11 protein-coding genes are annotated in these 14,728 nt (G+C 55.2%); 10 read left to right on the plus strand and 1 reads right to left on the minus strand.

Annotated features, from left to right (window positions below):
* The 5 genes from ileS (at position 1) to dapB (ending at position 5,770) form a co-directional block, all read left to right on the plus strand.
* Complete coding sequence (gene ileS / locus FA92_RS01485) at positions 1–2,817, plus strand: isoleucine--tRNA ligase (protein ID WP_033781823.1); 2,817 nt, start codon at positions 1–3, stop codon at positions 2,815–2,817.
* The gene (gene lspA / locus FA92_RS01490; RefSeq protein ID WP_013356726.1) at positions 2,817–3,323 is read left to right on the plus strand and encodes a signal peptidase II; all 507 of its coding nucleotides are present in this window, start codon (positions 2,817–2,819) and stop codon (positions 3,321–3,323) included. The genes ileS and lspA overlap by 1 nt, the downstream gene beginning before the upstream one ends.
* A gap of 3 nt (positions 3,324–3,326) precedes the next feature.
* A complete protein-coding gene (gene fkpB / locus FA92_RS01495) occupies positions 3,327–3,797 on the plus strand; it encodes an FKBP-type peptidyl-prolyl cis-trans isomerase (protein WP_033784493.1) in 471 nt (156 codons plus the stop codon).
* The gene (gene ispH / locus FA92_RS01500; RefSeq protein ID WP_013356728.1) at positions 3,778–4,731 is read left to right on the plus strand and encodes a 4-hydroxy-3-methylbut-2-enyl diphosphate reductase; all 954 of its coding nucleotides are present in this window, start codon (positions 3,778–3,780) and stop codon (positions 4,729–4,731) included. Before fkpB ends, ispH begins: the two co-directional genes overlap by 20 nt.
* Positions 4,732–4,954: 223 nt before the next feature.
* Complete coding sequence (gene dapB, locus FA92_RS01505; RefSeq protein ID WP_033781825.1) at positions 4,955–5,770, plus strand: 4-hydroxy-tetrahydrodipicolinate reductase; 816 nt, start codon at positions 4,955–4,957, stop codon at positions 5,768–5,770.
* Positions 5,771–5,956: 186 nt separating this feature from the next.
* On the opposite strand, the gene FA92_RS23180 is transcribed toward dapB, so the two are convergent.
* The gene (locus FA92_RS23180) at positions 5,957–6,124 is read right to left on the minus strand and encodes a hypothetical protein (RefSeq protein WP_156105660.1); all 168 of its coding nucleotides are present in this window, start codon (positions 6,122–6,124) and stop codon (positions 5,957–5,959) included.
* A 115-nt stretch (positions 6,125–6,239) separates the two neighbouring features.
* On the opposite strand from FA92_RS23180, the gene carA reads away from it, so the two are divergent.
* From carA to FA92_RS01530, 5 genes are all read left to right on the plus strand, one after another.
* On the plus strand, positions 6,240–7,388 hold the full coding sequence (carA, locus tag FA92_RS01510; RefSeq protein ID WP_033781827.1) for a glutamine-hydrolyzing carbamoyl-phosphate synthase small subunit: 1,149 nt from the start codon (positions 6,240–6,242) through the stop codon (positions 7,386–7,388).
* A gap of 14 nt (positions 7,389–7,402) precedes the next feature.
* Positions 7,403–10,630 (plus strand): carbamoyl-phosphate synthase large subunit, encoded by a 3,228-nt coding sequence (gene carB, locus FA92_RS01515; RefSeq protein ID WP_013356733.1) that lies wholly within the window; start codon positions 7,403–7,405, stop codon positions 10,628–10,630.
* Positions 10,631–10,882: 252 nt separating this feature from the next.
* Complete coding sequence (locus FA92_RS01520) at positions 10,883–12,022, plus strand: porin (RefSeq protein ID WP_033781830.1); 1,140 nt, start codon at positions 10,883–10,885, stop codon at positions 12,020–12,022.
* A gap of 235 nt (positions 12,023–12,257) precedes the next feature.
* Positions 12,258–12,740: a type 3 dihydrofolate reductase gene (gene folA, locus FA92_RS01525; RefSeq protein ID WP_013356735.1), complete on the plus strand. Its 483-nt coding sequence runs from the start codon at positions 12,258–12,260 to the stop codon at positions 12,738–12,740.
* Between the two features lie 90 nt (positions 12,741–12,830).
* Entirely contained in the window at positions 12,831–14,714 is a 1,884-nt protein-coding gene (locus FA92_RS01530; protein ID WP_033781832.1) for a PhoX family phosphatase, read from the plus strand.
* Positions 14,715–14,728: the final 14 nt, after the last annotated feature.

Raw genomic sequence — 14,728 nt, forward strand, 5'->3', positions numbered from 1 at the left:
ATGAGTGACTATAAATCTACCCTGAATTTGCCGGAAACGGGATTCCCGATGCGTGGCGATCTGGCCAAACGCGAACCGGGAATGTTGCAACGCTGGTATGCCGACAACCTATACGGCATTATCCGCGAAGCCAAAAAAGGGAAAAAAACCTTTATCCTGCATGATGGCCCTCCGTATGCGAACGGCAGCATTCATATTGGTCACTCTGTTAACAAGATTCTGAAAGACATTATCGTCAAGTCGAAAGGCATGGCGGGTTATGACTCGCCGTATGTGCCGGGCTGGGACTGTCACGGTCTGCCAATCGAACACAAAGTTGAGCAGATGATCGGCAAGCCAGGCGAGAAAGTCAGCGCCGCTGAATTCCGTGCCGCGTGCCGCAAATATGCCGCTGAACAGGTTGAAGGCCAGAAGGCAGACTTTATCCGTCTGGGCGTGCTGGGCGACTGGGATCGTCCTTACCTGACCATGGATTTCGGCACCGAAGCTAACATCATCCGTGCGCTGGGTAAAATCATCGGCAACGGCCACCTGCATAAAGGCGCGAAGCCGGTGCACTGGTGCCTGGATTGCCGTTCTGCTCTGGCAGAAGCGGAAGTCGAGTATTACGACAAAACGTCACCGTCAATTGATGTGATGTTCAACGCTATCGATGCCGACGCGGTGCGTCAGGCATTTGGCGTAGCACAGGTCAATGGCCCAATCTCACTGGTGATCTGGACAACGACGCCGTGGACATTACCGGCTAACCGCGCCATCTCTCTGCATCCTGAATTTGAATACCAGCTGATCCAGATCGAGGGACGCGCCCTGATCCTGGCGAAAGAGCTGGTTGAGAGCGTCATGAAACGCGCCGGTGTCAGTGAATGGCAGGTACTGGGCGAATGCAAAGGCGCTGCGCTGGAACTGCAGAAATTCCAGCACCCGTTCCTGGCGATTGAGTCGCTGGTGGTGCTGGGCGATCACGTGACGCTGGACGCGGGTACGGGTGCAGTTCACACCGCACCCGGCCACGGTCCGGATGACTACGTCATCGGTCAGAAATATGGCATCGAAACGGCGAATCCAGTCGGACCGGATGGCAGCTACCTGCCAGGCACCTATCCGACGCTGGATGGGATTAACGTCTTCAAAGCTAACGACATGATCGTTGAGCTGCTGAAAGAGAAAGGCGCGCTGCTGCACGTTGAGAAACTGCTGCACAGCTACCCGCACTGCTGGCGCCACAAAACGCCGATCATCTTCCGCGCCACGCCGCAGTGGTTCATCAGCATGGATCAGAAAGGACTGCGTGCGCAGTCGCTGAAAGAGATCAAAGGAGTGCAGTGGATCCCTGACTGGGGCCAGGCGCGTATCGAATCGATGGTGGCGAACCGTCCTGACTGGTGTATCTCCCGTCAGCGTACGTGGGGCGTGCCAATGGCGCTGTTCGTTCATAAAGAGAGTGAAGAGCTGCACCCGGACACGCTGGCGCTGATGGAAAAAGTGGCGCAGCGCGTTGAGCAGGAAGGCATTCAGGCCTGGTGGGATCTCGACCCGCGCGAACTGATGGGCGACGATGCCGATCATTACGTCAAAGTGCCGGATACGCTGGATGTCTGGTTCGACTCCGGTTCTACCAGCTACTCTGTGGTGGATGCGCGTCCGGAATTTGGCGGACATGCGCCTGACCTCTATCTGGAAGGCTCCGATCAGCATCGCGGTTGGTTTATGTCCTCGCTGATGATCTCCACGGCGATGAAGGGCAAAGCGCCTTATCGTCAGGTACTGACACACGGTTTCACCGTGGATGGTCAGGGCCGTAAGATGTCGAAGTCGATCGGCAATACCGTTGCGCCGCAGGATGTGATGAACAAGCTGGGCGCTGATATTCTGCGTCTGTGGGTGGCCTCAACCGACTACTCAGGCGAAATGGCGGTCTCCGATGAGATCCTCAAGCGCTCTGCCGATGCCTACCGTCGTATCCGTAACACCGCACGCTTCCTGCTGGCTAACCTCAGCGGCTTCAACCCGGCCACCGATCTGGTGAAACCGGAAGAGATGGTCGTCGTGGATCGCTGGGCAGTGGGTCGCGCACAGGCAGCACAGGCCGATATCGTTGCCTCTTATGAGAACTACGATTTCCACGAAGTGATCCAGCGTCTGATGCAGTTCTGCTCAATTGAGATGGGCAGCTTCTATCTCGACATCATCAAAGATCGTCAGTACACCGCGAAAGGCGATGGCCTGGCACGTCGCAGCTGCCAGACCGCGCTGTGGCATATCGTCGAAGCGCTGGTGCGCTGGATGGCACCGATCATGTCCTTTACGGCGGATGAAATCTGGGGCTACCTGCCAGGTGAACGCGCGCAGTATGTCTTCACCGAAGAGTGGTATCAGGGTCTGTTTGGCCTGGCGGAAGATGAAGCGCTGAATGACGCCTACTGGGCTGAGCTGCTGAAAGTGCGTGGCGAAGTGAACAAGGTAATCGAGCAGGCGCGTGCGGATAAACGTATCGGTGGCGCACTGGAAGCGACGGTGACGCTGTATGCCGATCCGGAACTGGCGGCTAAGCTGCAGGCGCTGGGCAATGAACTGCGCTTTGTGCTGCTGACCTCTGGCGCACAGGTGGCGGATTACGCCCTGGCGAACGACGAAGCGCAGCAGAGTGAAGGGCTGAAAGGTCTGAAAATCGCGCTGCACAAGGCGCAAGGCGAGAAATGTCAGCGCTGCTGGCATTACACTACCGATGTCGGACAGAATCCTGAGCATGCTGAGGTCTGTGGTCGTTGTTACACTAACGTAGCCGGTGACGGCGAACAGCGTGAATTTGCCTGATGCGTAAACCTATTTTATCAACCGGATTGCGCTGGCTCTGGCTGGTACTGGTGGTGATTGTTGTGGACTTCGCCAGTAAGCAGTGGGTGATGAACAACATGATGCTGCATGAAACACAGCCGCTGATGCCTTATCTGAATCTGTTCTACGCGCACAACTATGGCGCGGCGTTCAGCTTCCTGGCGGACAAAGGTGGCTGGCAGCGCTGGTTCTTTGCGGGCATCGCGCTGGCTATTGTGATCTCACTGATGGTGATGATGTATCGCAATCAGGCCAGCCAGAAGATCGCTAACATCGCGTATGCCCTGATTATCGGCGGCGCGATCGGCAATCTGTTCGATCGCTCATATCATGGCTTTGTGGTCGATTTTATCGATTTCTATGTCGGTAACTGGCACTTCGCTACATTTAATATCGCTGACTGCGGCATCTGTATTGGTGCCGCACTGGTGGTGCTGGAGGGCTTTTTCAGCCCCAACGGCAAACAGGCTAAACAGAAAGGGTAAGTGATGACTGAGTCCGTACAGCGCGAAAGCGCGGTGTTGGTGCATTTTACGCTGAAGCTGGAAGATGGCTCGACGGCGGAATCGACCCGTGCAAACGGCAAGCCCGCGCTGTTCCGTCTTGGTGATGGCAGCCTCTCTGCGGCACTTGAGCAGGCACTGCTGGGGCTGAAAGCGGGTGAAACTAAGCAGTTCAACCTCGAGCCGGAAGACGCCTTTGGCGGCGTCAGCCCTGACCTTATTCAGTATTTCTCGCGTCGGGATTTTATCGATGCAGGCGAACCTGAAGTGGGTGCCATCATGCTGTTCAGCGGCATGGGCGGCAGTGAAATGCCAGGCGTGATCCGTGAAGTCTCCGGTGATTCGATCACCGTGGATTTCAACCATCCGCTGGCAGGTCGTCGTATTCAGTTTGATGTAGAGGTGCTGGAAATCGATCCGGCACTGGAGGCGAACGATGCAAATCCTGTTAGCTAATCCGCGCGGTTTCTGCGCTGGCGTTGATCGCGCCATCAGTATTGTTGAGCGCGCGCTGGAGATGTATGGCGCGCCCATCTATGTCCGTCACGAAGTGGTGCATAACCGTTACGTGGTGAACAGCCTGCGTGAGCGCGGTGCTATCTTCATTGAAGAGATCAGCGAAGTGCCGGATGACGCGATTCTGATCTTCTCGGCACACGGTGTTTCACAGGCCGTGCGTGCCGAAGCCAAAGCGCGCAATCTGACCATGCTGTTCGACGCCACCTGTCCGCTGGTGACCAAAGTGCATATGGAAGTGGCGCGCGCCAGCCGTAAAGGTGTGGAAGCGATTTTGATTGGTCATGCGGGTCATCCGGAAGTTGAAGGCACTATGGGGCAGTACAACAACCCTAATGGCGGCATGTATCTGGTGGAGTCACCGGAAGATGTCTTCAGGCTGACTGTCAAAGACGAAAACAATCTGAGCTTCATGACGCAGACCACGCTGTCGGTGGATGACACCTCTGACATCATTGATGCCCTGCGTCAGCGTTTCCCTGCGATCATCGGGCCGCGTAAAGATGATATCTGCTACGCCACCACCAACCGTCAGGAAGCCGTTCGTACGCTGGCGAAAGATGCGGAAGTGGTGCTGGTGGTAGGGTCGAAAAACTCCTCGAACTCTAACCGTCTGGCTGAGCTGGCACAGCGTGCCGGTAAGCTGGCTAAGCTGATCGACTCTGCGGATGATATTCAGGAAGAGTGGGTAAAAGGCGTGGCCTGTATTGGTGTGACCGCAGGTGCCTCAGCCCCCGATATTCTGGTGCAACAGGTGATCCAGCGACTGCGTGAGCTGGGCGGTGAAGCGGCGATTGAGCTGATTGGCCGTGAAGAGAATATTGTCTTCGAAGTGCCTAAAGAGCTGCGCGTCGAAGTACGTAACGTGCAGTAACTCTTCGATATAACTGATAAAAAGGCCGACTCTGTTCGGCCTTTTTTGTTTTTCTGGCCAGACAGAAAAGGCCGCTGTTTGCCGTCATGATTGCTTTTACTGATAATCACAGGCGGCTGGCATAAAATTCTTATTATCACGGATTAATAGTGGCGTGACTGTTAACTCATCGTTAACCTGATGACGCTTTGGATGCATAGTTTTGTTTTGGGAATGAATAAATATGAACACTATCCGCATTGCTATTGTGGGCGCGCCGGGCCGAATGGGCCGTAATCTGATTCAGGCGACGCAGCAGGCAGAAGGCGTTGAACTGGGTGCGGCACTGGCACGCCCGGGTTCATCGCTGACCGGCAGCGACGCTGGTGAATTAGCGGGCATCGGTAAGAATGGCATCCTCATCGCAGACGATTTACGCGCGGTGATAAACGACTTTGATGTGCTAATCGACTTCACCCGCCCGGAGGGCACGCTGGAGTATATGGCGATCTGCCGTGAGCAGGGTAAAGCGATGGTCATTGGCACCACCGGTTTTGATGAGGCAGGCAAAGCGGCCATTCGCGCGGCGGCAGAAGATATCGCCATCGTGTTCGCCGCGAACTTCAGTGTGGGGGTTAACCTGGTGCTGAAGCTGCTGGAGAAGGCCGCTAAAGTGATGGGTGAGTACGCGGACATTGAGATCGTTGAAGCACACCACCGTCATAAAGTAGATGCGCCGTCTGGCACCGCGCTGGCGATGGGAGAGGCGATAGCCGATGCGATGCAGTGGAAACTGGATGAGCATGCAGTCTATACGCGTGAAGGCCACACGGGTGAACGCCAGCCGCAGACCATCGGTTTTGCGACGGTGCGCGCAGGTGACATCGTCGGTGAGCATACAGCGATGTTTGCAGATATCGGTGAGCGGGTAGAGATAACCCACAAGGCTTCGAGTCGTATGACCTTTGCAAATGGTGCAGTTAAGTCAGCTTTATGGCTGAAAGATAAGAAATTCGGCCTGTTTGATATGCGGGATGTACTGGATTTGTCGATGTTGTAAGTGTTTTGAGCCATCGTGATGTGGTTATTTCAATCGGTAATTGATTGATTGAAAAGGGGCAATGTTTTCATTGCCCTTAATTTTATCTGAAAAATACCATTCCGATTTAAAATAGTCATCTGATGCTCATTTGTATCTGTTTTCCAGGTTTAGCAGCCCGGTGAAACACCATTTTTGACCATTTGGTCAAAAATAAAGGCCCTGCTGCGCCGGTTTAGTTTTTACGCCGCCTGGCAAACGATTATTCCGCCGGGTTTTCCCCTCTTTTTGCCGCTTATGCCCACTTTTTCCCTCATAAGGCAGATAATCATTAAAAAATACCGCTTCAGGGTAGACAATGACCAGGGCGATCATTAGAATGCGCGCAATTTGCCAAAAATCGACAATTCAGGCGGTTTTTGCATTGATTCAGGCGGCTATTTTGAATTAATATGCAGATATATTGACTGTTTATTCCCTGGAGGATGTTTTGATCAAGTCAGCAATCCTGGTTCTGGAAGACGGAACCCAATTCCACGGTCGGGCCATCGGGGCAACAGGATCGGCAGTGGGAGAAGTCGTTTTCAACACTTCAATGACCGGTTATCAAGAAATCCTCACTGATCCTTCCTATTCCCGCCAAATCGTTACTCTCACTTATCCCCATATCGGTAATGTCGGTGCCAATGCCGCCGATGAAGAATCCAGCCAGATTCACGCGCAGGGCCTGGTTATTCGTGACCTGCCGCTGATTGCCAGCAACTTCCGTAGCGAAGAGGGCTTATCGGCTTACCTGCAGCGCAACAACATCGTGGCGATTGCCGATATCGATACCCGCAAGCTGACGCGCTTGCTGCGTGAGAAAGGGGCGCAGAACGGCTGCATTATTGCTGGCGACAATCCGGATGCTGCGCTGGCGCTGCAAAAAGCCCAGGCGTTCCCGGGACTGAAAGGAATGGATCTGGCAAAAGAGGTCTGCACCACGGAGACTTACAGCTGGCAGCAGGGCAGCTGGACGCTGGACGCGGGTCTGCCAGAGCAGGCTGCTGCGGAGTCGCTGCCTTACCATGTGGTGGCTTACGACTACGGCGCTAAGCGCAACATCCTGCGCATGCTGGTCGATCGCGGCTGCCGTCTGACCGTGGTTCCGGCACAGACACCTGCCGAAGAGGTGCTGAAGCTGAACCCGGATGGCATTTTCCTCTCCAACGGTCCTGGCGACCCGGAGCCGTGCGACTACGCCATCAGCGCGATTCAGGCCTTCCTGAAAACCGAGATCCCGGTATTCGGTATCTGCCTGGGTCATCAGTTGCTGGCGCTGGCCAGCGGGGCTAAGACCGTGAAGATGAAGCTCGGCCACCACGGCGGCAACCATCCGGTGAAAGATCTCGAAAACAATCGCGTCATGATCACCGCCCAGAACCACGGTTTTGCAGTCGATGAGAACAATCTGCCTGCGAACCTGCGTGTCACCCACATTTCGTTGTTCGATAAAACCGTGCAGGGTATTCACCGCACTGACAAGCCCGCATTCAGCTTCCAGGGACACCCGGAAGCCAGCCCTGGACCGGGTGATGCTGCGCCGCTGTTTGACCACTTTATTGAATTGATTGACACATTCCGTCTGCAAGCGAAGTAATCAGGAGCTAATTCATGCCAAAACGTACAGACCTAAAATCCATCCTGATTCTTGGTGCCGGTCCGATTGTGATCGGCCAGGCCTGCGAATTTGACTATTCCGGTGCGCAGGCGTGTAAAGCGCTGCGTGAAGAGGGCTACCGCGTCATTCTGGTGAACTCTAACCCGGCGACGATTATGACCGACCCGGAAATGGCCGATGCAACCTACATTGAGCCGATTCACTGGGAAGTGGTGCGCAAAATCATCGAAAAAGAGCGCCCGGATGCGGTGCTGCCAACGATGGGCGGACAGACAGCGCTGAACTGTGCGCTGGAGCTGGAACGCCATGGCGTGCTGGAAGAGTTTGGCGTCACCATGATTGGCGCGACCGCTGATGCGATCGACAAAGCGGAAGATCGTCGTCGCTTCGACGTGGCGATGAAAAGTATCGGTCTGGATACCGCGCGCTCCGGCATTGCGCACACCATGGAAGAAGCGCTGGCCGTGGCGGAAGATGTTGGCTTCCCGTGCATCATCCGCCCCTCCTTTACCATGGGCGGCACCGGTGGCGGCATCGCCTATAACCGCGAAGAGTTTGAAGAGATTTGCGAACGCGGTCTCGACCTCTCACCAACCAATGAGCTGCTGATTGATGAGTCGCTGATTGGCTGGAAAGAGTATGAAATGGAAGTGGTGCGCGATAAAAACGATAACTGCATCATCGTCTGCTCCATTGAAAACTTCGACGCGATGGGCATTCACACCGGTGACTCCATCACGGTCGCACCTGCCCAGACGCTGACCGACAAAGAGTATCAGATCATGCGTAACGCCTCGCTGGCGGTACTGCGTGAAATCGGTGTTGAAACCGGCGGCTCCAACGTGCAGTTCTCGGTTAACCCGAAAGATGGTCGCCTGATTGTCATCGAGATGAACCCACGCGTATCGCGCTCCTCGGCGCTGGCCTCAAAAGCAACGGGCTTCCCGATTGCGAAAGTGGCGGCCAAACTGGCGGTGGGCTATACCCTCGATGAGCTGATGAACGATATCACCGGCGGTTTAACGCCAGCCTCGTTCGAGCCGTCAATCGACTACGTCGTCACCAAGATCCCGCGTTTCAACTTTGAAAAATTTGCCGGTGCCAACGATCGCCTGACCACGCAGATGAAGTCAGTCGGTGAAGTGATGGCGATTGGCCGCACATTCCAGGAATCGATGCAGAAAGCGCTGCGCGGTCTGGAAGTGGGCGCTAATGGCTTCGATCCGAAAGTGCACCTGGACGATCCGGAAGCGTTAACCCGCATCCGCCGCGAGCTGAAAGATGCCGGTTCAGACCGCATCTGGTACATCGCAGACGCTTTCCGCGCTGGCATGTCGGTTGATGGCGTGTTCAATCTGACCAACATTGACCGCTGGTTCCTGGTGCAGATTGAAGAGCTGGTGCGGCTTGAAGATCAGGTGGCAAGCGAAGGAGTGAATAGCCTGGATGCCACGTTCCTGCGTACCCTGAAGCGCAAAGGCTTTGCTGATGCGCGGCTGGCGACGCTGGCGGGTGTGGCAGAGAGCGAAATCCGCAAGCTGCGTCAGCAGTTTAACCTGCACCCGGTTTATAAGCGTGTGGATACCTGTGCCGCCGAGTTCGCCACGGATACGGCCTACATGTACTCCACCTATGAGGAGGAGTGTGAAGCCAACCCGAGTCCGGATCGCGAAAAAATCATGATTCTGGGTGGTGGACCAAACCGTATCGGTCAGGGTATCGAATTCGACTACTGTTGCGTTCACGCCGCTCTGGCGCTGCGTGAAGATGGTTACCAGACCATTATGGTCAACTGTAACCCGGAAACGGTTTCGACCGATTATGACACCTCCGACCGCCTCTACTTTGAGCCGGTCACGCTGGAAGACGTGCTGGAGATTGTGCGGATTGAGCAGCCAAAAGGCGTCATCGTCCAGTATGGCGGTCAGACCCCGCTGAAACTGGCGCGTGCGCTGGAAGCCGCAGGCGTGCCGGTTATCGGCACCAGCCCGGACTCGATTGACCGTGCGGAAGACCGTGAACGTTTCCAGCAGGCGGTTGATCGCCTGAAACTGAAGCAACCGGCTAACGCCACGGTAGCGACGCTGGAACAGGCGGTCGAGAAAGCCGCTGGCCTGGGTTATCCGCTGGTGGTGCGTCCTTCTTATGTACTGGGCGGCCGTGCCATGGAGATCGTCTACGACGAGATCGACCTGAGACGCTACTTCCAGACGGCGGTTTCGGTTTCCAACGATGCGCCGGTACTGCTGGATCGCTTCCTTGATGATGCGGTTGAAGTGGATGTGGATGCGATTTGCGACGGTGAGCGTGTGCTGATTGGCGGTATCATGGAACACATTGAGCAGGCTGGCGTTCACTCCGGTGACTCCGCCTGTTCACTGCCGGCCTACACGCTGAATCAGGAGATTCAGAACGTGATGCGCCAGCAGGTTGAGAAGCTGGCGTTTGAGCTGAACGTTCGTGGCCTGATGAACGTTCAGTTCGCAGTGAAAGACAATGAAGTCTACCTGATCGAAGTTAACCCACGTGCGGCACGTACCGTTCCGTTCGTCTCTAAAGCGACCGGCGTACCGCTGGCGAAAGTGGCCGCGCGCGTGATGGCAGGTAAAACACTGGCAGAGCAGGGCGTCACGGAAGAGGTGATTCCGCCTTACTACTCAGTCAAAGAAGTGGTTCTGCCGTTCAACAAATTCCAGGGCGTTGACCCGATTCTGGGACCAGAAATGCGCTCTACCGGTGAAGTCATGGGCGTGGGCCGCACGTTCGCTGAGGCATTCTCCAAAGCGATGCTGGGTGCCCAGAGCAATATGAAGAAGTCGGGCCGTGCGCTGCTGTCGGTGCGTGAAGGCGACAAGAAACGTATCGTCGACCTGGCTGCGAAGCTGCAGAAGTTTGGTTTCGAACTGGATGCGACCCACGGCACGGCAGTGGTGCTGGGCGAAGCGGGCATCAATCCGCGCCTGGTCAACAAGGTACATGAAGGACGTCCACACATTCAGGACCGCCTGAAGAATGGCGAGTATAGCTACATCGTCAATACCACGGCGGGTCGTCAGGCGATTGAAGATTCCAAGCTGATTCGCCGCAGCGCACTGCAGTATAAAGTGCACTACGACACCACGCTGAACGGCGGCTTCGCCACTGCGATGGCGCTGAATGCTGACCCGACGGAACAGGTTATCTCCGTTCAGGAGATGCATGCCCAGATAAAGGCGATGTAAGATAATGTAGTGTGAAAAACGGCTCCTGCAGGAGCCGTTTTTTTTGCCACTTCTCTGGCGATAATCCGAATCCCAGGTTCAGGTGAAGCCAGGTATTTGCGTTAAAGTGACTGATTTGGCTTAATTTTTTAGCTTTAGGTGCGAATGAGGCCGGTTCGCACAAATTTATAAGATAAACACTTCCTGTGCGGATTTTTCGCCAGTACTATGCCTGCCGCTTATCACTGAAGCGTATCAGGACATAAATAAAAAATGAAAATGCGTACTTTTTCTCTGAGTGCAGTGGCTGCACTGATGGTTACTCTTCCTTTCGCCAGTCAGGCGGAAATTACCCTGTTAAAACAGGATCCGCAGGCAGGCGATCCGCTTAGCCGTCTTACCCTGAATGTTGGCGGCAGCATCCGTGCTCAGGTCAATCATCAGACCGGCGTGGGTGACAAATCCTACAAGCGTGACGGTTTCGATGGCGGCACCCGTTTCCGTTTCGGCGCAGATTACTACCTGTTTGATGACGTTAGCTGGATCAGCTACTACGAGCTGGGCGTTAACATCCCGGCAGTGTTCAGCTGGGATCGTCACTATGCCGATGGTGCCAATAACACCACGCGTCGCCAGCTCTACACCGGTCTGAAAAGCAAAACCTGGGGTCAGCTTACCTTTGGTCAGCAGAACAGCGTCTATTACGACACCGTGGGCGCCAAGACGGATATCTGGGATTACGATATGGTCGGCCAGGCACCGGGCAACGGAATCAACGGCGACTATGACGGATCTTATCGTTCACGTAAGCAGCTGAAGTATAAAAATACCTTCGGCGATGCGGATATCTACGCTTCTTATCTGTTCGACGATAACGAGTATCTGCCAGGCAACGGCCTGCGCTATAAGCGCAAAGGCGGCGGCTCGCTGGGCGTGGATTACCACATCACTGACGATCTAAGCTGGGGCACGGCGTGGAACTACACCCGCGCGGCAATGCGTAACCCGAACAACGGCGACAGCAAAGATTATGATCAGAATATTTACGGCACCGCACTGAGCTGGACACCAGGCAACTGGACGCTGTCAGCCGGTGGTGGCTGGTATGAAAACTTCATGACCACCAAACGCAAAGATGTGCATGACTACTTTGCCGGCGATGCGTGGGGCATTGAATATTTCGCCGGTTACAAGATCCCGGTGGCGCAGTATGGTCTGAAAGCCGTCCAGCCTTATGTCATGGGTGACCGCATCGAGTATGCGACAGGCCGTGATTACCAGCGCATCGACAACGGTCTGGGTGTGACGCTGTTCCTCGACTACGGTTTCCGTGTTGATTACGAACATGTCTTCACCTCCAGCACTGATAACCTGGGTGATATGAATCTGGTGCGTCTGCGCTACGACTTCTGATAACTCTGACGGCTTCCCCTGGAAGCCGTTTTATTTTGCGCACGCTTTTTGTGCCAGCCTGAGGCAAATCGCTGGCGTGCTGCAGCAAACTGACGCGATTACGCGGTGAAAAACGCTGCACAGGCCGTGAAAAACGGCGTCCTGAAAAGGTTTACGCAAATAGACCTTTCCCCCTATCGACGAAAGTTTCACCTTTACGTATCATGGCGCCAATTTTTTTCAGTGAGTGGTTAACATGATTAGTCTTATCGCGGCATTAGCAGCAGATCGCATTATTGGGATGGAGAACGCCATGCCGTGGGACCTGCCTGCAGATCTGGCGTGGTTCAAACGCAATACGCTGAAGAAACCGGTCATTATGGGCCGACTGACCTTTGAATCCATCGGGCGCCCGTTACCTGGCCGGCTGAACATCGTGGTCAGCAGTAAGCCAGGCACCACGGAAGGCGTCACCTGGGTTACGTCGCTGGATGAGGCGTTACAGGCAGCCGGTGATGCAGAAGAGATCATGGTGATTGGGGGTGGACGCGTCTACGAGCAGATGCTGAAGCGTGCCGATCGTCTCTATCTGACGCACATTGATGCGGAAGTGGAAGGCGATACGCAGTTCCCGGATTACGAGCCGGATGAGTGGCAGTCCACGTTCAGCGAATTCCACGACGCTGATGAGCAGAACTCCCACAGCTACTGCTTTGAGATCCTCGACCGTCGCCGTTAATCCTCTTCCAGCCCGGCTGTAACCTGGCTGTCATCTCTGTTTATTAGCATTGCTTCTTTTCTGGGAACGTCATAAAGGAAGCAATCAATAATGAAAACCGAACTCTCCGCATTAAGCACTGACCGCCTTCGTGATCCACATCGTCGTAAATTTCTTGCCGGTTCTGGCGCGATAGGGTTGACCGGCTTTCTCAGCGGCAGCCTGACGCTCTCATCCAGCGCACTGGCGCAGACGAAGCCTGCCGGCAGCCCGCTGCTGGGCTTTCAGGCGATTGCCGCATCCACGGCCGATGAGGTTGTGGTTGCTCCCGGCTATCGTGCTGACGTGCTGATCTCCTGGGGGGATCCGCTGGTGAATGGCGCCGTCGCATTTGATCCGCACGGAAACAACAGCGCGGAAGATCAGGAAAAGCAGTTCGGTGATAACAACGATGGCATGAGTTTCTTCGCCATTGATGAGCATCGCGGCGTGATGGCGATTAACAATGAGTATGTGAATGAGCCGACGCTGTTTGCCCACGGCGGCAGCAAAGCGACCAGTCTGGAAGATGTGAGGAAGTCACAGGCGGCACACGGCGTCTCCATCGTTGAAGTTAAACGGGGTGAAGACAATCGCTGGCAGGTGGTACGTCCTTCTGACTACAATCGCCGCATTACTGCCAATACGCCTATGCGGTTTTCCGGTCCGGCCGCCGGTGATAACGCGCTGAAGACCGCGGCTGATCCCCAGGGAATGCATGTCCTTGGCACCTTTGGTAACTGTGCCAACGGTAAAACGCCGTGGGGCACCTATCTCACCTGTGAAGAGAACTACGACACCTACTTTGGCACTCATCAGGCAGACTTTACCCCGACTCCACAGCAGAAGCGTTACACCCTGAATGCCGCCGAGCCGGAGCGCAACTGGTCTGACTTTGATCCCCGCTTCGATATCGCGAAAAATCCTAACGAATTTAATCGCCACGGCTGGATTGTCGAGATCGATCCCTTTGATCCTCACGCCGTGCCGGTCAAACGCACCGCGCTGGGCCGCTTTAAGCACGAGAACGCGGCTGTGACGGTCGCGAAAACCGGGCAACTGGTGGTTTACATGGGCGACGATGAGCGCGGCGAATATATCTATAAATATGTCTCCGATGACAAGGTCATTCCGGATGATGCCAAAGCCAGTCAGGGACTGCTGGATAAGGGCACGCTCTATGTGGCGCAGTTCAACGGCGATGCGCAGGGCACACCGCTGAAAGGCACCGGGCGCTGGCTGGCGCTGAAGTGGGGCGAAAATGGACTCACCGCTGAGAAAGGCTTTAACAGTCAGGCTGATGTCCTGATCAATGCACGTGCTGCGGCCGATGTGGTGAACGCCACGCGGATGGACCGGCCCGAGTGGATTGCCGTTAATCCGCACGATGGCCGTGCCTACTGCACCCTGACCAACAATAACAAGCGTGGCAATGAGGGCATGCCGGTCAATGCGGCGAATCCGCGGCCCAAAAATATCTACGGTCAGATTATCCGCTGGGATGAAAAGGGTGATGCTACGGCACAGACCTTTGAGTGGGATATCTATGCGTTGTGCGGTAACCCGATAGCGCATCCCGAGGGGATCTATCGCGGCACACCTAATATCACTGCGGAGAACACCTTCAACAGTCCGGATGGTCTGGGCTTTGATGCGCACGGGCGCTTATGGATCCTGACTGACGGCAAGTACAGTAATAAAGAGGATTATCAGGGACAGGGAAATAATCAGATGCTGGTGGGGGATCCTGACAGCGGAGAGATCCGCCGCTTTATGGTCGGTCCCAAATCGTGCGAGCTGACCGGCATTACCTTCACGCCCGACTACAAAACATTGTTCGTGAACGTGCAGCATCCTGGTGAAGAGGGTGACTCGCACTTTCCCAATAACAGTCCACGCCCACGCTCATCGGTGATCATGATCACCCGTGAAGATGGCGGCATTATCGGCGCCTAAAACAGGATGCTGGC

The organism is Pantoea sp. 9140 (assembly GCF_000745295.1).
In the GTDB taxonomy this organism is placed as follows: Bacteria; Pseudomonadota; Gammaproteobacteria; order Enterobacterales; family Enterobacteriaceae; genus Pantoea; species Pantoea vagans.

Excerpts from the sequence above, each read along its gene's own strand:
- ileS (WP_033781823.1), top strand. The coding sequence starts at position 1 with ATGAGTGACTATAAATCTACCCTGAATTTGCCGGAAACGGGATTCCCG.
- lspA (WP_013356726.1), top strand. The coding sequence starts at position 2,817 with ATGCGTAAACCTATTTTATCAACCGGATTGCGCTGGCTCTGGCTGGTA.
- fkpB (WP_033784493.1), top strand. The coding sequence starts at position 3,327 with ATGACTGAGTCCGTACAGCGCGAAAGCGCGGTGTTGGTGCATTTTACG.
- ispH (WP_013356728.1), top strand. The coding sequence starts at position 3,778 with ATGCAAATCCTGTTAGCTAATCCGCGCGGTTTCTGCGCTGGCGTTGAT.
- dapB (WP_033781825.1), top strand. The coding sequence starts at position 4,955 with ATGAACACTATCCGCATTGCTATTGTGGGCGCGCCGGGCCGAATGGGC.
- FA92_RS23180 (WP_156105660.1), bottom strand. The coding sequence starts at position 6,124 with ATGATCGCCCTGGTCATTGTCTACCCTGAAGCGGTATTTTTTAATGAT.
- carB (WP_013356733.1), top strand. The coding sequence starts at position 7,403 with ATGCCAAAACGTACAGACCTAAAATCCATCCTGATTCTTGGTGCCGGT.
- FA92_RS01520 (WP_033781830.1), top strand. The coding sequence starts at position 10,883 with ATGAAAATGCGTACTTTTTCTCTGAGTGCAGTGGCTGCACTGATGGTT.
- folA (WP_013356735.1), top strand. The coding sequence starts at position 12,258 with ATGATTAGTCTTATCGCGGCATTAGCAGCAGATCGCATTATTGGGATG.
- FA92_RS01530 (WP_033781832.1), top strand. The coding sequence starts at position 12,831 with ATGAAAACCGAACTCTCCGCATTAAGCACTGACCGCCTTCGTGATCCA.